The sequence below is a fragment of the Microbacterium sp. A20 genome (assembly GCF_004794515.1).
GTDB lineage: Bacteria > Actinomycetota > Actinomycetes > Actinomycetales > Microbacteriaceae > Microbacterium.
In genome coordinates, this window is record NZ_SSDF01000084.1 from 34,106 (window position 1) to 50,602 (window position 16,497).

Here is a 16,497-nt window from a genome sequence, read left to right on the forward strand (position 1 = left end):
TAATTACCTGCAAGTTCCTCTCACAATCGTCATGCGGCCGTAACATCAGCTCAACGCGGGCTCTCCCAGGTATTGCCCAGGCTCGGCCTGCGCGGCGCCCGCAGGGTCCGCAGGTAGGCTCGCGGGCATGCGCCGCCACGACGAAACCGACCGCTCCACGGTCGCGCGCCACGCGACACTCCCCACTCCCGGGCCCGCCAAAGGCTTCCTGAAGATCGCCGGGATCACGCTGGGCGTCATCCTCGTCTCCGCGATCGCCGTCGCCGCATTCGTCGTGACGGACTACTTCAACCGCTTCAGCGATGGTGCGGTCACCCTCGAAGACGCCCCCGAGGTGGAGCCGCCCCAGATCGGCGCCTTCCCCGGCGAGTTCAGCATGCTCATCATCGGCACCGACGAGTGCGGTGAGGTCTCGACCGGGTTGCTCGGCGAGCGCTGCTCGGAGGCCGACGGCGGGGTCCTCAACGACGTGAACCTGCTCGTGCACGTCTCGGCCGAGCCCCGCAACGTCACCGTGGTCTCGCTCCCCCGCGACCTGATGATCGAGACCCCGGAGTGCACCCTGCCGGACGGATCCGTCGCCTCGGCCACGAGCAAGACGCAGATCAACTCGATCTTCCAGCGCGCCGGCCTGTCCTGCGTCGCGAAGACGGTCACCCAGCTCACGGGCATCGAGATCCCGTTCGCCGCGAAGATCGCCTTCGATGGCGTGATGGAGGTCACCGACGCGATCGGCGGAGTAGAGGTGTGCATCGGCGGAGAGGGTATCCGCGACCGGCACACGGCGATCGACTGGGAGCCGGGACCGCGCACCGTCTCTGGCTACGAGGCGCTCCAGTTCATCCGCACCCGGCACGGTGTCGGCGACGAGAGCGACATGGCCCGCGTCTCGAACCAGCAGCAGTACATGTCTCGACTGGTGAAGAAGATCATGAGCGACGAGGTGCTCACCGATCCGGGCAAGGTGCTGGGACTCGCCGACACCGTCGTCGACAACATCGACCCGAGCGACGAGCTGGCCAATCCCGTCCGGCTCGCCCAGCTCGCGCTCTCGATCAAGGACGTGCCCTTCTCGGACTTCGTCTTCCTGCAGTATCCGGTGTTCGGCGACCCCGACGACTCCGACCGGGTCGTCCCGAACTATGACGCGGCAGCCACGATCTGGGACGCATTGAAGGCGGGTCAGCCCGTCCAGCTCACCGGCGACGTCAGCAACAACGGGGGCGTCGAACTCGTCGAGCCCGCACCGGGCACCGAACCTGAGGTGCCGGCGACCACCCCGCCGTCCACCGACGCCCGGGCGACCCAGACTCCGGCGCCGCGCGCGACGCTCGACCCGGCCATCTCGGGTCAGACGGTGGAGCAGGAGACCTGCGCCAACGGCAGGCTGCGCTGACCATCTCACCCGGCGCGTAGGCTCGGGCCATGGGCCGAAACCGATCGCGCGACACCGAGCACCCGCAGGTCCGCCTGGACCACGGCGGCATCGCAAGCATCGTGCCGTCGGAGTTCACCAGCGGGTTCGAGCTCATCGTGGACGACACCCCGCAGTCTCACGTCGACCTCGATGATCCGACCCACCTGCACTTCGAGTACATCGTCCGCATGGGCGCGGTGATCGATCAGCTCGCGCCGGGGCCACTGACCGCGGTGCACCTCGGCGCGGGCGCCCTCACGATCCCGCGGTACATCGACGCCAGCCGTCCGGGTTCTCGCCAGCAGGTCATCGAGCTCGAAGCGCCGCTCGCCCAGCTGGTCCGCGAGCACCTTCCACTGCCGAAGGGCGCGGCCATCCGCATCCGCATCGGCGACGCCCGGGAGGGAGTCAGCAAGCTGCCGAGCGCCCTGCAGGCGAGCTGCGACCTCGTGGTCTCGGATGTGTACTCCGGCGCACAGACCCCCGCCCACCTCACGAGCATCGAGTTCTACCGCGAGCTCTCCGCCCTGCTCGCTCCCGGCGGCGTGCTGCTCGTCAACGTCGCCGACGGCCCGGGACTCGCCTTCGCCCGCCGCCAGGCCGCGACGATCGCCGAGGTGCTGCCCGAGATCGGCATCCTCGCCGACACGCAGGTGCTCAAAGGACGGCGGTTCGGCAACCTCGTGATCGCGGCATCTGCCACTCCCCTGCCGTCCGAGTGGCTGCCGCGGATGCTGGCGGCCGGTCCGCACCCGGCGAAGATCGCGCAGGGAGCCGAGGCCGAGGCTTTCCTGCAGGGAGCAAGAGTCGTCACGGATGCCGATGCCGTCGCCTCGCCTCGCCCCGACGCCTCGCTGTTCCTGCGCTGACCTCGACCGTCTCTGCGCCCCGTGACCGATCGACACGGACCCGCGCCGCGGTATGTCGCAGCTCGGATGCGCCGACCAGGGCGCGCCGCCCCGTCGAGCACGCGACCGGAAGGCAGACTGGACGGGGACGCTGCGGAAGGAGAGCAATGAGTTTCATCCGGGGATACGACCAGGAGACGCTCCGCGAGAAGGTCGATCTCGATGAGTGCGCGGCCCGCCTCGCGGAGATCGAGTCGCAGCGCAGCCTGCCCGCTCTGCTGGAGCGCGTGTGGCTGCTGAAGGTGCTCGACCGTCTGGACGAGGCACTCGTGCTCGCCGACGAGACCGTGCGCCAGGCGCGCATGGCCGGCACGCGCAAGGATGTGCTGCGCGCGCGAGTGCTGCACGCGACGATCCTGCAGTACCGGGGTGCGCACGCCGCCGCCGAGCAGGAGCTGGCCACCTGCGCGACCGAGGCCGAAGGGCAGCGCTGGCTGTCGATCGCGGCATTCGCGTATCAGCACCACGGCAAGAACGCCTTCGACGCGGGCGACTACGAGACCGCACGTGACAGCTTCAAGCAGTCGCTGTTCCTGCGGCGTGAATCCGGCGCAGAGGACCGCGAACTCGAAACCGTGCTGCTCGCGATCGAGGCCGCAGAGCGCCGCCGTCCGTCTCAGCTCATCGCGGGTTGAGCCTGCCCTCGACCACGAATGTCGGTCGCAGGGCATAATCTGGGCGCATGGCGGAACTCGACCGTGTGCGCGTCTGGGGCGAAGCACTGATCACGCTGCATCTCGATGACAGCTGGAGCTTCGGCTTCGACCATGCCAAGCGGCGGGCCGGGCAATGCGACTACACGAAGAAGCGCATCACGGTCTCGCGCTACCTCGCCGCGCGCTTCGAAGACGACGAGATTCACCAGGTGCTGCTGCACGAGGTGGCGCACGCCCTCGCCGGACACGCGGCCGCGCATGGGCCGGCATGGAAGCGCGTCGCACACGACCTCGGCTACGTCGGCGGAACGACGCATCACGGGGAGACCGCCGTCGAGCTCGCCCCCTGGGTGGGTCAGTGCCCGGCCGGCCACGTGACCTACCGGCATCGGCGGCCGACGAGGGCCACCTCGTGTGCACGCTGCTCACGCACGTTCGACGCCCGGCACGTCTTCGCATGGACGCGCCGAGAGATCCCGTCCAACGTGCGACTCGCCGCGCAGATGCCGCGCTGACCGCCGCTCAGGGCGTCAGGCCGTCGGGCCCTCGGTCTCGGTCTCAGGAGCGACGGATTCCTCGTGCGCCTCCGCGGCGGAACGGCGTCGGCGCAGCAGGGCGGTGATCGCCCGCCAGCCGACCAGGAACACACCGAGCACGATCGTGGCAACGATGATGAACGGCACCTCGGCGGTGTCGCCGCTGAGCACGCGGATGAGCATGCCCCCGGCGACCGTCACGACCCACACCACCGCGCCCCACAGCACCGACCACGGTCGACGGTGCCTGCCGGGGAGCAATGCGGCCAGCAGGTGTCCGACCACCACGGCGATCAGGAACGGCCAGGCGGTGAGCAGGAACCCCGCCGGATTCTCGTCGTGCGAGGCACGACCCATCGCGGCGAAGATGAGCACGAACACGATGTCGACGATGACGGCGGGGAGGTACCTCATGCCACGACCCTACGTCGCGACGCCCGAACCCCCGCCTCCCGCGCGGTGTGGGGCGGAGATCCGCGTGTGGGGAGGAGAGTTCGACGACGAGCGTCCGCCCGACGGGGAGAATTCCGCCCGAGCGGCGCGGGCGCGTTCCGGCCGCGGAGCGAATGCGGCGCGGTTCACTCGAACCGGGTGAATGACCCATCGCGCAAGACGGGGACGACGTCGACGGCGTCGAGCGCGGCGGCATCCGTCGTCGCGGTCGGCACCAGACCGGATGCCTCGATACGAGCGGTGGACGCCACGCCCTCGGCCAGCTCGCGCCCCGACCCGCTCGCGCCGATCATGTGCCGCAGCGCGCCGCGGAGGGCCCGGAAACCCTCGGCGGCGACCGCGGCATCCGGCGAGGTGTGATCGATGCCCCGATCCGAGAGCGCCAGGATGATCGCCCCCGCACCGAGCTGATCCTCGACCGCGAAGCGCAGCGTGCCCGTGGCATCCGCCTCTCCCGCAGCGATGACCGCGACCGAGGTCCGCGCCTGTCGACGCTCCTGGATGGTCTGCACCTCACGGGCGACGGCGGAGGCGTTGCGGATGCCGCCGACGAGGACGATCGCCTCCGGGGAGGCTGCGGCGGCGACCGCTGCACCGTTCCGCGACCATCCCTCGGCTTCAGCCAGACTCACGTCACCTCCGGCGGCTGCGGCATCGATCACCGTGGACGAGAACCGCAGGACATCCACGACCACGACGATGTCGGCGGGTGCGAGACGGGCGAGGCCCGCGCTACCCCAGTCGAGACGGACCTGGTACGTGGACTGATCGAACGGCGACGGCATCCGACCAGCCTAGAGCCGTCAGTCGGCCGCGAGCGCCTCGACCGGAGCCACCCGGGTGGCCAGGCGCGTGGGCGTGGCAGCAGCGACCAGCGTGAGCACCGCCGTGGCGACGACGATGATGGCGACGGGGATCCACGGGACCTGCGGGGCCACGAGCCCGGCGGGTGTGAAGTCCGGCAGCGTCGGCACCGAGCCCAGCAGCGACTGCGCCGCGATCCACCCGTACACGATGCCCAGCACGAGACCGGTCAGCGTCGCGGCCACCGTGATGTGCGTGGCCTCGAGCAGCACCATCCGCCGCACCTGACGGTTCGACAGCCCGATCGAGCGCAGCAGGCCGAGTTCGCGGCGTCGCTGCACCACACCGATCGTGAACAGGTTGACGAGTCCGACGGCCGCGATGACCGCGGAGACGGCGACCAGCACCATCATGATCGCCGCGAACGCGTCGAACGGGGCGAAGAACTCCTCCGGGATCTCGCCGGTCACCTGACTCATCATCAGACGCTTCGCGGACTCGAGCGCGACGGCGAACATGGTCACGAGCGTCACGCCCATCACCACGCCGATCGCCATCCGCGACGACCGCTCCGGATACCGCAGCGCATTCTCGGCAGCGAGACGAGCGGTGGCGCTCGAACCGAACATCCTCCCCACCAGACGCAGCACCGGCGGCATGAACAGCACAGATCCGAGAGCGAGCCCGGTGAACGAGAGGACTCCGCCGAAGAAGGCGATGACGACGCCGAGCGGGGTCAGGAGTCCAACGACCACCCCCGCCGCGAGGAGCACCGCTCCGGTGATCAGCAGGATCCAGGCGCCGACGTGCCGGCCGGGCTTCCCCGACACCTCGTCGTGGGTCCGTTCGACGGATCCGCCCAATGCCTGCAGCGGCGTCACCGACAGCACCCGACGCGAGCCGGCCCATGCCGCAGCCCAGGTCGTGAGTGCGACACCGATCGCGGGCAGGGCGATGAACGGCTGTGCGAGCGAGAACGAATCCGGCACGTTGTCGATCAGCTGCGACCCGATCTGCACCCCGATCACGGCCAGCACGATGCCGACGAGCAGACCGATCGCGGCGCCGAGCAGACCGACGACGAGACCCTGCTTGCCGACCTGTGCCCGCTGCGAGCGCGCGGTCGCCCCGATCAGACGCATGAGGGCGATCTGCCGCGTGCGTCCGGCGATGATCGTCGAGAAGGTGTTCGCCGTGACGATCGCGGCCACGTACATCGCGACGACCGTCAGCAGCACCGACAGCAGGGCGACCACGAACGCGAGCGTCTCGCTGTCTCCGATGAAGGGATCGGCCTGCAGGACCGCGCCGATGTAGGCGGTGATCTCGACCAGAAGCACGCCGAACGCGGCCGACAGCGCGGCGACGAGGATGCTGGCGCCCATGCCCCGGTCGCGCAGCCAGGCCAGGCGGGGTCCGGTCGCCCGCGACTCGGGGACGACCGTCGCGACCGCGGTCATGCCGCCACCTCCGCGGCGAGCATGTAGGCGGAGATCTCCTCCGCGGTCTGACGCGGGTGGTCGGCGACGATCCGACCGTCGCCGAGGTAGAGCACGCGGTCGGCGTGGCTCGCGGCGATCGCGTCGTGCGTGACCATCGCGATGGACTGGCCGTGCTCACGGCTCGCGGTGGCGAGCAGGCGCAGCACCTCGCGCCCGGTCTTCGAGTCGAGGTTGCCGGTGGGCTCGTCCGCGAACACGAGGTCGGGGGCGGTCGCCAGGGCGCGGGCGATGGCCACGCGCTGCTGCTGCCCGCCGGACAGCTGGTGCGGCCGGTGGTTCAGGCGGGAGCCGAGCCCGAGCGACTCGATCAGTCCGTCGATGCGCGCGCGTTCGATCGCACTCGGGCGGCGGCCGTCGAGCTCGAACGGCAGCATGATGTTCCCGAGCGCGTCGAGCGTGGGCACCAGGTTGAAGGCCTGGAAGATGAAGCCGACGCGGCGGCGGCGCAGGATCGTCAGGTCGATGTCGCCGAGGCCCGTGATCTCCGTGTCACCGATCCACGCGCGCCCTTCCGTCGGGCTGTCGAGCCCCGCCATGATGTGCATCAGGGTGGACTTGCCGGAACCGGAGGGACCCATGATCGCGGTGAACTGTCCGCGGCGGATGCCCACGCTGACGTCATCGAGCGCACGGACGGTGCCTTCGCCCGAGCCGTAGGTCTTCTTGAGGTGCTGGACGCGGGCGGCGAGCCCCAGGTCGGTGGTCGTGATCTCCATGCCTTCGACGCTATTTCCCGAGCCTCGCGCCGGTCATCGCCCGACCGGAGCATCCGCGTACATCGCAGGGATGATCTGCAGCCGTGACGATCCGCCGAGGTCATGACGATCTGCCGACGGATTCGCACAAGTTCCTCGGCGCAGCGTCACCGAGTCCGCGAATCGTCAACGGACGCCGTGGTGGGTGCCGGTCAGGCGAGGCCGTGCTCGAAGGCGAAGACCACCAGCTGCACGCGGTCGCGCAGCGCGAGCTTGGTGAGGATGCGGCTGATGTGCGTCTTGACGGTCGCCTCGCTCAAGTACTCCCGGCCCGCGATCTCGGCGTTCGACAGGCCACGGGCGGCGAGCGCGAAGATCTCCTTCTCCCGGTCGGTGAGCGTGGAGTACTGCGGCGGGACGGGCTTGGGCGCTTCGGCGAAATGCGCGAACAGATCACGCGTCGCCGAGGCGGCGATCACACTCGAACCCGAATGCACGGTGCGGATCGCGGCGAGCAGGAACTCGGGGTCGGCGTCCTTGAGCAGGAAGCCGCTGGCTCCCTGCCGGATCGCGCGCGCGGCCGCCTCGTCGAGGTCGAACGTCGTGAGCATGACGATGCGCGGCGGCTCCGGCCGGGCGAGGATCTCGGCGGTCGCCGTGAGACCGTCCATGACCGGCATCCGGATGTCCATCAGCACCACGTCGGGCCGCGTCGCGCGGACGACGTCGAGCGCCTCCTGGCCGTTGCCGGCTTCGCCCACCACCTCCAGGTCGGTCTGCGAGGCGACGAGCATCCGGATGCCGGCACGGAACAGCGCCTGGTCGTCGACGAGCACGACTCTGATCATTCGGGGACTCCGATCGGGAGCGTGGCGTGGACGACGAACTGTGCCCCTCGGCGCTCGGCTTGCAGACTACCGCCGACGAGCTGCGCCCTCTCCTTCATCCCGATGACCCCGTGCCCTCCGGACGCGATCACGGTGTCCCGCGACACGGTGTTGCGCACGTCGACGTCGACCCGATCCGGGAACCAGGCCAGGTGCACGTCGACAGCGCCGTCGCCGTGGCGGATCGCGTTGGTCAGCGCCTCCTGGAGGATGCGATACACGGCGAGCTGGATCGCGCCCGGCGGCTCCCCCGGAGGCATCGGGTCGACCGTGACGCGCGGCTCGATCCCCGCCTGCCGCACCTGTGCGAACAGGGCTTCGAGGTCGGCGAGCGTCGGCTGCGGGCCATCGCCCTGCCGATGCCGGAGCTGCGTGAGCAGCATCCGCACGTCGCTCAGCGCCCCGCGCGCCGTCTGCGCGATCGTGCCGAGCGCTTCCGTCGCCAACTCGGGTTTCGCCGCGGCCGCATATCGCGCGCCGTCGGCCTGAGCGATGACCACGGCGAGCGAGTGAGCCACGATGTCGTGCATGTCGCGGGCGATGCGCACGCGCTCCTGCTCTTCGACCGCGAGAGACTCGGCCTCGAGCTGGGCCGCGCGAGTACGGCGCGCGCGCAGCACGACCCGCCACAGGAGTCCGCACACCCAGGCGAAGCCCAGGGCCATCACGGACACCACGAGGAGGAGGGTGCCGGCCGTCACCTTCTCCCATCCGGTGCCGGTGCCGAAAGCGACGCCGTTCACGACCACCATGTAGAGGGCGGCGACGAGTCCACCGAAGAGAGCGGACCCGAAGCCCCACCAGAGCACCCGCCTCGTGCCCCACGCCGCCGTGGCGTAGAGCACGAGCAGGATGGCGAAGTCGATCGGCAGCGGGCCGAAGCCGGCGACCATCTGCAGTATCGCCCCGGCCCATGCCGCTGCGAGCGCCCAGCCCGGCGCGAGCCGTCCTATCGCGACCGCGCCGAACATCAGCACGGCAGCGAACACGACCGCCACGACGGCCGCGCCTCCGATCGCCGTGTTCCCGGTTCCCGGTCCGTAGAACACCAGCGACATCGGCAACAGGACGAGGAAGAGCAGCGCCGCCCCGACGATGTCGAGCGCGAGCGCCGTGCGGGAGAGCGGGCGGATCACTCCCCCACGCTACGCGAGCACACCGCACGGGACATCCGTCCGTGGATGTATCCCTGCGGTGTCGGTCAGGCGCGAGCGAGGATCTCGCCGTGAGGCACGAGGAACCAGCCGTCGCCGTCGTCGGCCCAGCGCTTCCAGGCGTCGCTGATCTCCTGCAGATCGGCGGACGTGGCCATATCGCTGTCCACCAGCTGTCGGGCGAGCGCGGACTCGAGGATGCGGTCCGCCCACATCCCGCCCCACCAGGCTCGCTCCGCGGGAGATGCATAGCACCAGGTGGATGCCGTCGCGGTGACATCCTCGAAGCCCGCGGCCCGCGCCCAGGAGAGCAGTCGGCGACCGGCATCCGGCTCGCCGCCGTTCGCGCGGGCCGCCGCCTGGTACAGAGCCAGCCACCGATCGAGCTCGGGCAGGACCGGGAACCAGAGGAAGCCCGCGTAGTCGGCGTCGCGCGCGGCGACGATCCCACCGGGCACCGCCACGCGACGCATCTCCCGCAGTGCCTGCACCGGGTCGCCGACATGCTGCAGCACCTGGTGCGCGTGCACGACGTCGAAGGAGTCGTCGGGGAAGCTGAGCGCGTGCACATCTTCGACCGAGAAGTCGAGGTTCTCGATGCCGCGATCCGCCGCGAGGGCACGCGACAGCGACAGGGCGTCCTCGTCGATCTCGGTGGCGGTCACGTGCGCGACGACGCCGGCGAAGTCCACCGTGATGGAGCCCGGCCCCGCTCCGACGTCGAGGAGCCGCGTCGCAGCTGTGAGGTGCGGACGGAGGTAGGCCGCGGAATTCGCGATGTCGCGCACGTTGTGCGAGCGGAGAACTGATTCGTGGTGTCCGTGCGTGTACGTGACCATGCGGTTCATTCTGGCAGAGCACCCCCGTCGGCAAACTCGATCACCCTGTCGACCACCTGCCTCACCGATGGCCTCGACGCGTCGATCAGGGTCTCTCCCGCGCGCAGCGGCGATGCATGCTGACTCTCTCCGATCCCGACGATCCTCTCGATCTCCGCGGCAGACGCGCCGAGCAGGTCGTCCCCGGCCAGGAGTGCGCCGTCCGCGCCCTCCGCCCTCCGGACCGCATGGTCGCGGCGCGTGCGCTCGTCGGCATCGAGGCGGAAGAAGCGGACGTCCGCTCGAGGGAAAGCCGCGCGCACTTCTGCCGGATCCACCTCGAACGGCGCGACGGCGATCAGGGTCTGCGCGTCGACCGCCTCGAACACCCGGTGCAGGGCGGCGGCGTTCTCGACCCCGCTCATATGCCTCACATTCCAGGCGAAACTCAGCTGAGCCACGTCGACGAAGCCCGTGCGCTCGCCCGCACTCCACCGGGCGCGGGCCAGCTCCCAACCCACCCGCGAGGCGCCGGAGCACCGCGGACCGGTGACCCAGATGACCCGCCCTGTCACATGCCTGTCGGGGAATACGGTCTCGACGGTCGTCTGCGCCCCCACGGCCCGGTGGTCGATCACGGACTCCACGATCTCCTCGATGGTCGACCGCTCCGTGTCCAATCGCTCCCAGCCGGGGTGCGCCGTCCTCGCCTCCCGAGTACCGGCGGCGAGCGCGGCGTCGACCTGGTCGCGTTCCCACCGGCGGGGAGCCAGACGCTCCCGCCTCGTCTCCTCATCCGCGTCGAGCCACAGAGAAACCGTCGGATGCCCGTTCATCGGAGGCGGCTGGGTCGGATCGGCGACTCCGGACACGATGAGCCGCTCGACGCCCGCGTCGCGGAACCGTGCGGCGAGCCGGACGAGCGCGGTCTCCTTCAACGCCCAGCGGTCCGGATCGTCAGGTGGAGCGGGATAGCACATGCCGAGCTGATCGATGTCGAGATACCCGGTCGGCACTCCGTCGGACGCGAGACGCTCGGCGACAGCCCACGCGACGGCGCTCTTCCCGACTCCCGGCACTCCTGCCAGCCGCAACACATCCATGCGACCCAGTCTGGCAGCGGCGCTCAACGCAGGTCGGCGACGGCCCGGCGGATGGCTTCGCGGTCGGGCTTGCCGGAGACCAGGACATCCATCTCGTCGACCAGGATGAGGCGGGACGGGCGGGCATGCTTGCCGAGTTCGTCCGCCACGGCCTCACGCGCCTGTGCGAGCTGCTCGGACTCGCTGCGCCGCAGCACCTCGCCGCGCGCGGCGACGATCACCGACGCCTCGCCCCAGTGCTCGTCCTCCACGCCCACCACGACCGCCTCGTGCAGCCCCGGGATGCGCCGGACGATCCGCTCGACCCGATCGAGCGAGATGTTGATGCCCCCGGACACGATCACATTGTCGGCGCGGCCGTGCACGCGCACCACCCCGTCTTCCACGAGCCCGAGATCACCCGTGCGGTACCAGCGGATGCCGTGCTCGTCCCGCACGAAGGTGCGCGCCGTCAAGGAGGCGTCACCGAGATACCCCTCGGCGAGCATGGGCCCGGCGATACGCAGCTCCCCGTCGACCGTGCGCACACCGACGGTGTCGAGCGGCACACCGTCGTAGACACAGCCACCACTGGTCTCGGTCGATCCGTAGGTGCGGACCACCCGTACGCCCAGGTCGTCGGCGCGCTCGCGCAGCGGCTCCGGCAGAGACTGTCCGCCGACCAGGATCGCCCGGTACGCCGTCAGCGCGGCACGTACGGCCGTGTCGTCGGCGGCATCGAGCAACGTCGCGATCTGCGCCGGGACCAGCGACGTGTAAAGATCGGGAACCCCCGCCCCCGGCGACGGACGCAGCATCGCCAGGGTCGCCTCGGCGAAGGACGCCGGCGAGAAGCGGCCGTCGAGCACGGCCGGCCTGGTGTCCGCGAGGATCGACCGCACGATCACCTGCAACCCTGCGACGTAGCCGGCGGGCAGAGCGAGCAACCAGCGCCCGCTCCCGATCCGCGCCGCGGTGGCCTCGGCACTCGCGCGCAGCGCCTCACCGCTCAGTGCGACCCGCTTCGGGATGCCGCTCGACCCGGAAGTCGCGATCACCGCCGCGATGCCGTCCGCCACGTTCTCGGGCGCGCCGGCCACCATGCCGAGTCCCAGCGCGGGTCCACCCTCGAGGGCGCGCTGCAATGCATCCCGCAGCAGATCCGGATCTTCGGCATCCGTGGGGATCAGGGCGGTCATGCGGATCTCCGACTCAGTAGTGCCAGGGGAACGACGACCAGTCGGCGTCGCGCTTCTCGAGGAAGGAGTCCCGGCCCTCGACGGCCTCATCGGTGCCGTAGGCCAGGCGGGTCGCCTCACCGGCGAACACCTGCTGGCCGACCAAGCCGTCGTCGACGGCGTTGAAGGCGAACTTCAGCATGCGGATCGCGGTGGGCGACTTGGTGAGCACGGTGCGCGCCATCTTCAGCGCCTCCCGCTCGAGCTCAGCGTGCGGCACGACACGGTTGACGGCACCCGCCTCGTAGGCACGCTGCGCCGAGTACTCCTCGGCCAGGAAGAACACCTCGCGGGCGAACTTCTGTCCGGTCTGCCGGGCCATGTAGGCGGAGCCGTACCCGGCGTCGAAGCTGCCCACGTCGGCATCCGTCTGCTTGAACCGGGCCTCTTCTGCCGAAGCGATCGTGAGGTCGCACACCACGTGCAGCGAATGCCCTCCGCCGGCGGCCCATCCGGGGACGACCGCGATGACGACCTTGGGCATGAAGCGGATGAGCCGCTGCACCTCGAGGATGTGCAGGCGTCCGACCGCCGCGCGACTCGCGCCGTCGACGATCGCCGTCTCGGCATCCGAGTACTTGTACCCGTCGCGGCCGCGGATGCGCTGGTCGCCACCCGAGCAGAACGCCCACCCGCCGTCCTTGGGGCTGGGGCCGTTGCCCGTGAGCAGCACCGCGCCGATGTGCGCATCCTGTCGGGCGATGTCGAGCGCACGGTAGAGCTCGTCGACGGTGTGAGGCCGGAAGGCGTTGCGCACCTCCGGCCGGTTGAACGCGATGCGCGCGACCCCGCCGTCGCGCGAGACGTGCGCGGTGATGTCGGTGTAGTCCTCGGCACCGGGCGCGAGCACCCATTCAGCCGGGTCGAACAGGTCGGAGACGAATGCGGTGGTCACGGCATCAGCCTATTCCTCGGTCCGCGCCGAGCACGCAGGAAGCGCCCCCCGATCGGGACGGCGCCTCCTCGACCGCACTGGTCAGCGGCGACCTGCGCGGACCGTCTTCCTCCAGCCGTCGACGATGTCCCAGCCGACGCCCACGGCGATGCCGAACCCCAGCAGCACGGCGAGGATGCGGAACACCCCGCCTTCGTCGGCCGATTCAGCCTGCCCTGCCGCGAATCCTTCCCCGCCGGCCGCGGTGACCTGCGCGAGAAACTCCGGATTCACCAGGTCGCCGGTGAGCAGCAGCACGAGCACCCAGGCGAGGAACGCGACGGCGAGGACCGTGTTCACCACGGCCAGTCCGGTGCTCCAGCGCCCCCGGCGGTAGAGCACGATCGCGAACACGGCCTCCGCGACGATGAGCAGGAACAGGACGCCGATGCCCCACGGCCACAGCTGCGGGTTCAAGATCGGCAACGTCTCGCCGTCCACGTGGACGAAGCCGCGGTAGCGATCCCAGAGGAGAGCGCCGATAGCGATGCCGAGGAAGACGAGTGACGCGATCAGCTCGCTGCGCCCCACTCCCTTCTCCGTGGGCTCCGGCAGCTGGTCGACGTCCCACTTCTCGATCGCCGTCGCACTGCCGCTGCGCTCCAGGATCACGAAGACGAGCGTGGTCCAGAAGCAGATGTGCAGGATCGCGCCACCGGTCGCGAGGATCGAGGTCGAGATGATCTCACCCACGGGGGCGTTGGAGATGGTCTGCCCCAGTGCGACGGCTCCGAGCACGCACACCGGCACGATCGTCAGCAGCAGCTTGAGCAGCCGCCACCAGGTCAGATAGAAGCGCGGGCCGATGAGGTACAGCGGGCGATCCGCATACCCGGCGGCGAGCGCTGCGGGGTCTCCGAGCTCGGTGAGAACGGAGCGTTCGGCGTCTTCCGGCGCCTCCCCCTGCTCGATCCGTGCCTCGATCGCATCGGCGATGGAGGCTTCGAGTTCGGCGCGGACGTCGTCCTGGGCCTCGGGACGGAGGCTGCGGATGGTCGCGCTGATGTAGCGCTCGGTGAGCGTGGCTGTCGTGGTCATGTCAGTTCTCCTCTGCTGTGAGGGACGCGATCGCCGTGGTGAGCGACCGCCATTCGTCGGTGAGGGTGTCGGCCAGGCGGATGCCGGCATCCGAGGTGCGGTAGAACTTGCGGGGCCTGGCCTCGTCGGTGTTCCACTCGCTCGTGAGGTACTCCTGCTTCTCGAGTCGACGGAGCAGCGGGTAGAGCGTGTTGGCGTCGGTCGCGAACCCGCGCTGCTCCAGCTGCTCGAGCAACGAGTATCCGTAACCCGGCGCGCGCAGCAGCTGCAGGCAGGCGAGCACCACCGTGCCGCGCCGCAGTTCCTGCAGGTGCGTGTCGAGTGTCTCGTTCATGTCGATCACATTACTGTGTGTCACACACCATTGTCAACCGCACATCTATGGCTGACACACTCCCGCCCTCCTCAATCGCCGAGCGCACGGCTTCTCGTCGAGCGCACGGCTTCGTCGCGTGCACAGGCCGGGCGCTCGGCAGCAAGCCGTGCACTCGGCAGAGGGGCAGCGCGGGTCGGGGCGGGGCGGTACCGCGACTCACCCGAGAGGCGAACCACGAACGGAGACCTCCGCGGAGCAGAATGGGCACATGATCCCGCCGCTCGCAGACCTGCTCGACTCGGCCAGGGTCGTCGCCCTCCCGATGCACAGCCGCTTCCGCGGAGTCGAGGTGCGGGAGGCGCTTCTCTTCGAGGGACCGGAGGGGTGGGCGGAGTTCTCGCCATTCACGGAGTACGACGACACCGAGGCGGCGACCTGGCTCGCTGCGGCGATCGACTTCGCGTGGCGGGAGCAGCCGGCGCCCGTGCGCGATCGGATCGGCGTGAACGCGACGATTCCCGCGGTGGATGCCGCCCAGGTCGCCGAGCTCCTGGAGCGGTTCCCCGGATGCCGCACCGCCAAGGTCAAGGTCGCCGAGCCGGGTCAGAGCCTCGCCGATGACGTGGCGCGAGTGCGCGCCGTGCGGGATGCGATGGGACCGGAGGGACGCATCCGCGTGGATGCCAACGGCGCCTGGAACGTCGATGAAGCCGAGCATGCCGTCCACGCCCTCTGCGAGTACGACCTGGAGTACGTGGAGCAGCCCTGCGCGACCGTGCCGGAACTCGCGGATCTGCGCAAGCGGGTCAAGTACATGGGCATCCCGGTCGCCGCCGACGAGAGCGTGCGAAAGTCATCCGACCCGCTCGCGGTCGCCCGCGCGGGTGCTGCCGATCTGCTCGTGATCAAGGCGCAGCCGCTCGGCGGGATCACGCACGCACTGCAGATCGTCACGGCAGCAGGGCTCCCGGTCGTGGTCTCGAGCGCGCTCGACACGGCGGTCGGTCTGTCTCAGGGTGCGGCGCTCGCTGCAGCCCTCCCGACGCTGGATTACGACTGCGGACTCGGCACCGCCTCGCTGTTCCTCGACGACGTGGCCGACCGACGCCCGGTCGCCGGCTCGATCTCGGCCGACCGCGTGATCCCCGACGACGGGGCGCTCGACCGACTCGCTGCCTCTGACGAGCGTCGCGAATGGTGGCTCGCCCGTCTCGCCCGCTCCCACTACGAGTTGTCGAGCCGCGCGCGCTGAGCTCGAAGCGCTTGCTGCAGCGAGCGCAACCGACCTCGGGGCGACGTCCGCGCTCTACGACTCGATGATCAGCTGCACGAGGCGACCGAGCTGCTCGCTGCCGGCCTGCCGCAACTGGGCGTCGTCCTGGCCCGCCATCGCTCCGCGCACGGTCATGCCCTCCCAGAGGATCATGAGCATGCGGGCCGCGGTCTCGGCCGGCAGACGAAGCTTCAGCGCACTCACCAAGACGATGTCGTCGATGATCTGCGCGATGCTCGACACCATCTCGCTCTCCTGTGCGAGGTAGGCCTCGCCGAACTTCGCGTCACGCAGGGCGCGGATGCGGATCTCGCTCAGCAGCATCACGCCCAGGCGATCGTCGCCGCCGAGCTCCATGATCTGCTGCACCAGCTCGATGGGATCGCACCCCTCGACCAGAGCGCCCTCCGCCGTCAGCTCCTCGACGCGGGTGCGCACTCCGCTCACGCGCACCTCGGAGACGCTCGCGGCGAGCATGAGGAACAGCTCGTCCTTGGATTCGAAGTTGGAGTAGAACGCGCCGCGGGTGAAGCCGGCTCGTTCACACACGGCCTCGACCGAGGCGCCGTCGAGACCGACCTCGGCGAAGACCTGCGCCGCTGCCTCGAGCAGCCGGGCGCGCGTGTTCTCACGACTGCGGGTTGCGGGTGTCGACATCGAAACCTCCTGACCCTTCACTCTCGCACGATTCACACCCGGCACACAGACTCCGACGCACCGGTCAATTTACGATACATGTATGTATCGGATACACCTGTGTATCCAATCAGCACCCCTCGGAGGAAC

At 69.8% G+C, this 16,497-nt stretch carries 18 protein-coding genes; 5 read left to right on the forward strand and 13 right to left on the reverse strand.

Features of this window, described 5'->3' with window-relative positions; all coding sequences use genetic code 11:
* The first annotated feature begins 127 nt into the window (after positions 1-127).
* The 4 genes from DW298_RS13260 to DW298_RS13275 all read left to right on the forward strand — a co-directional run bounded on the left by DW298_RS13260 (position 128) and on the right by DW298_RS13275 (position 3,496).
* Entirely contained in the window at positions 128-1,396 is a 1,269-nt protein-coding gene (locus tag DW298_RS13260) for an LCP family protein (protein WP_136042925.1), read from the forward strand.
* 29 nt (positions 1,397-1,425) lie between these two features.
* A complete protein-coding gene (locus DW298_RS13265; protein ID WP_136042926.1) occupies positions 1,426-2,286 on the forward strand; it encodes a fused MFS/spermidine synthase in 861 nt (286 codons plus the stop codon).
* 146 nt (positions 2,287-2,432) lie between these two features.
* Entirely contained in the window at positions 2,433-2,960 is a 528-nt protein-coding gene (locus DW298_RS13270) for a hypothetical protein (RefSeq protein WP_136042927.1), read from the forward strand.
* A gap of 47 nt (positions 2,961-3,007) precedes the next feature.
* The gene (locus DW298_RS13275; RefSeq protein ID WP_136042928.1) at positions 3,008-3,496 is read left to right on the forward strand and encodes a SprT-like domain-containing protein; all 489 of its coding nucleotides are present in this window, start codon (positions 3,008-3,010) and stop codon (positions 3,494-3,496) included.
* A gap of 15 nt (positions 3,497-3,511) precedes the next feature.
* Here DW298_RS13275 and DW298_RS13280 read toward each other — a convergent pair whose 3' ends face one another.
* The 12 genes from DW298_RS13280 to DW298_RS13335 form a co-directional block, all read right to left on the reverse strand.
* Positions 3,512-3,931, reverse strand: coding sequence for a DUF3054 domain-containing protein (locus tag DW298_RS13280; protein WP_136042929.1), 420 nt, complete (start codon positions 3,929-3,931; stop codon positions 3,512-3,514).
* 164 nt (positions 3,932-4,095) lie between these two features.
* Complete coding sequence (locus DW298_RS13285; protein ID WP_136042930.1) at positions 4,096-4,755, reverse strand: 2-phosphosulfolactate phosphatase; 660 nt, start codon at positions 4,753-4,755, stop codon at positions 4,096-4,098.
* 18 nt (positions 4,756-4,773) lie between these two features.
* On the reverse strand, positions 4,774-6,234 hold the full coding sequence (locus DW298_RS13290) for an FtsX-like permease family protein (protein WP_136042931.1): 1,461 nt from the start codon (positions 6,232-6,234) through the stop codon (positions 4,774-4,776).
* Positions 6,231-6,992: an ABC transporter ATP-binding protein gene (locus tag DW298_RS13295; protein ID WP_136042932.1), complete on the reverse strand. Its 762-nt coding sequence runs from the start codon at positions 6,990-6,992 to the stop codon at positions 6,231-6,233. The genes DW298_RS13290 and DW298_RS13295 overlap by 4 nt, the downstream gene beginning before the upstream one ends.
* Positions 6,993-7,183: 191 nt before the next feature.
* Positions 7,184-7,819 (reverse strand): response regulator transcription factor, encoded by a 636-nt coding sequence (locus DW298_RS13300; protein WP_136042933.1) that lies wholly within the window; start codon positions 7,817-7,819, stop codon positions 7,184-7,186.
* Entirely contained in the window at positions 7,816-8,994 is a 1,179-nt protein-coding gene (locus DW298_RS13305) for a histidine kinase (protein ID WP_136042934.1), read from the reverse strand. The genes DW298_RS13300 and DW298_RS13305 overlap by 4 nt, the downstream gene beginning before the upstream one ends.
* A 65-nt stretch (positions 8,995-9,059) precedes the next feature.
* Positions 9,060-9,851 (reverse strand): class I SAM-dependent methyltransferase, encoded by a 792-nt coding sequence (locus DW298_RS13310; RefSeq protein ID WP_205820375.1) that lies wholly within the window; start codon positions 9,849-9,851, stop codon positions 9,060-9,062.
* 5 nt (positions 9,852-9,856) lie between these two features.
* Positions 9,857-10,933 carry a hypothetical protein gene (locus DW298_RS13315; RefSeq protein ID WP_136042936.1) on the reverse strand — a complete coding sequence of 359 codons (1,077 nt, stop codon included), beginning with the start codon at positions 10,931-10,933 and terminating at the stop codon, positions 9,857-9,859.
* Positions 10,934-10,956: 23 nt separating this feature from the next.
* Complete coding sequence (locus DW298_RS13320) at positions 10,957-12,111, reverse strand: AMP-binding protein (RefSeq protein WP_136042937.1); 1,155 nt, start codon at positions 12,109-12,111, stop codon at positions 10,957-10,959.
* A 13-nt stretch (positions 12,112-12,124) separates the two neighbouring features.
* Complete coding sequence (locus DW298_RS13325; protein ID WP_136042938.1) at positions 12,125-13,045, reverse strand: 1,4-dihydroxy-2-naphthoyl-CoA synthase; 921 nt, start codon at positions 13,043-13,045, stop codon at positions 12,125-12,127.
* Between the two features lie 81 nt (positions 13,046-13,126).
* Positions 13,127-14,122 (reverse strand): permease prefix domain 1-containing protein, encoded by a 996-nt coding sequence (locus tag DW298_RS13330; RefSeq protein ID WP_136042939.1) that lies wholly within the window; start codon positions 14,120-14,122, stop codon positions 13,127-13,129.
* A gap of 1 nt (position 14,123) precedes the next feature.
* A complete protein-coding gene (locus tag DW298_RS13335) occupies positions 14,124-14,456 on the reverse strand; it encodes a PadR family transcriptional regulator (protein WP_136042940.1) in 333 nt (110 codons plus the stop codon).
* A 250-nt stretch (positions 14,457-14,706) separates the two neighbouring features.
* On the opposite strand from DW298_RS13335, the gene DW298_RS13340 reads away from it, so the two are divergent.
* Positions 14,707-15,690 carry an o-succinylbenzoate synthase gene (locus DW298_RS13340; RefSeq protein WP_136042941.1) on the forward strand — a complete coding sequence of 328 codons (984 nt, stop codon included), beginning with the start codon at positions 14,707-14,709 and terminating at the stop codon, positions 15,688-15,690.
* 54 nt (positions 15,691-15,744) lie between these two features.
* On the opposite strand, the gene DW298_RS13345 is transcribed toward DW298_RS13340, so the two are convergent.
* The gene (locus DW298_RS13345; RefSeq protein WP_136042942.1) at positions 15,745-16,368 is read right to left on the reverse strand and encodes a TetR/AcrR family transcriptional regulator; all 624 of its coding nucleotides are present in this window, start codon (positions 16,366-16,368) and stop codon (positions 15,745-15,747) included.
* Between the last annotated feature and the right edge of the window lie 129 nt (positions 16,369-16,497).

Bases quoted from the DNA above. Each gene is read 5' to 3' on its own strand.
- DW298_RS13260 (WP_136042925.1), top strand. From the start codon at position 128: ATGCGCCGCCACGACGAAACCGACCGCTCCACGGTCGCGCGCCACGCG.
- DW298_RS13265 (WP_136042926.1), top strand. From the start codon at position 1,426: ATGGGCCGAAACCGATCGCGCGACACCGAGCACCCGCAGGTCCGCCTG.
- DW298_RS13270 (WP_136042927.1), top strand. From the start codon at position 2,433: ATGAGTTTCATCCGGGGATACGACCAGGAGACGCTCCGCGAGAAGGTC.
- DW298_RS13275 (WP_136042928.1), top strand. From the start codon at position 3,008: ATGGCGGAACTCGACCGTGTGCGCGTCTGGGGCGAAGCACTGATCACG.
- DW298_RS13280 (WP_136042929.1), bottom strand. From the start codon at position 3,931: ATGAGGTACCTCCCCGCCGTCATCGTCGACATCGTGTTCGTGCTCATC.
- DW298_RS13285 (WP_136042930.1), bottom strand. From the start codon at position 4,755: ATGCCGTCGCCGTTCGATCAGTCCACGTACCAGGTCCGTCTCGACTGG.
- DW298_RS13290 (WP_136042931.1), bottom strand. From the start codon at position 6,234: ATGACCGCGGTCGCGACGGTCGTCCCCGAGTCGCGGGCGACCGGACCC.
- DW298_RS13295 (WP_136042932.1), bottom strand. From the start codon at position 6,992: ATGGAGATCACGACCACCGACCTGGGGCTCGCCGCCCGCGTCCAGCAC.
- DW298_RS13300 (WP_136042933.1), bottom strand. From the start codon at position 7,819: ATGATCAGAGTCGTGCTCGTCGACGACCAGGCGCTGTTCCGTGCCGGC.
- DW298_RS13310 (WP_205820375.1), bottom strand. From the start codon at position 9,851: ATGGTCACGTACACGCACGGACACCACGAATCAGTTCTCCGCTCGCAC.
- DW298_RS13315 (WP_136042936.1), bottom strand. From the start codon at position 10,933: ATGGATGTGTTGCGGCTGGCAGGAGTGCCGGGAGTCGGGAAGAGCGCC.
- DW298_RS13320 (WP_136042937.1), bottom strand. From the start codon at position 12,111: ATGACCGCCCTGATCCCCACGGATGCCGAAGATCCGGATCTGCTGCGG.
- DW298_RS13330 (WP_136042939.1), bottom strand. From the start codon at position 14,122: ATGACCACGACAGCCACGCTCACCGAGCGCTACATCAGCGCGACCATC.
- DW298_RS13335 (WP_136042940.1), bottom strand. From the start codon at position 14,456: ATGAACGAGACACTCGACACGCACCTGCAGGAACTGCGGCGCGGCACG.
- DW298_RS13340 (WP_136042941.1), top strand. From the start codon at position 14,707: ATGATCCCGCCGCTCGCAGACCTGCTCGACTCGGCCAGGGTCGTCGCC.
- DW298_RS13345 (WP_136042942.1), bottom strand. From the start codon at position 16,368: ATGTCGACACCCGCAACCCGCAGTCGTGAGAACACGCGCGCCCGGCTG.